This is a genomic window from Undibacterium hunanense, assembly GCF_014284335.1.
Taxonomy (GTDB): Bacteria; Pseudomonadota; Gammaproteobacteria; order Burkholderiales; family Burkholderiaceae_D; genus Undibacterium; species Undibacterium hunanense.
Window position 1 is genome coordinate 1 of the sequence record NZ_JACOGF010000093.1, and the last position, 255, is coordinate 255.

At 53.7% G+C, this 255-nt stretch carries 1 protein-coding gene; it reads left to right on the forward strand.

The genetic code is table 11. The annotated features are described in order from the left end of the window. The coding region (locus H8L32_RS27465; RefSeq protein ID WP_186951034.1) for a hypothetical protein at window positions 1–255 on the forward strand (255 nt) is incomplete at both ends.

Below are 255 nucleotides of genomic sequence, written 5' to 3' on the forward strand. Positions count from 1 at the left end.
TCGAAAACATCAAATCCGTTCTCGATACCATGTCCATCACCAGCTCCAACGCCAACCAGGCTGGCGTCGTTGAATTCTCCTTCGGTACAGGCGTACTGACAGGTGCCAACGTCGGTGCATTGAACCTCTCTGACGTACAAGTTGGTGCAGTCAACATCGGTGGCAACACTTCTGGTTCCTCCGCCAATGGCGTAGGCGGCACAGGCTATGAAACACTCACAGTCAACAGCACAGGCGCCAACAACTTCATCGGCA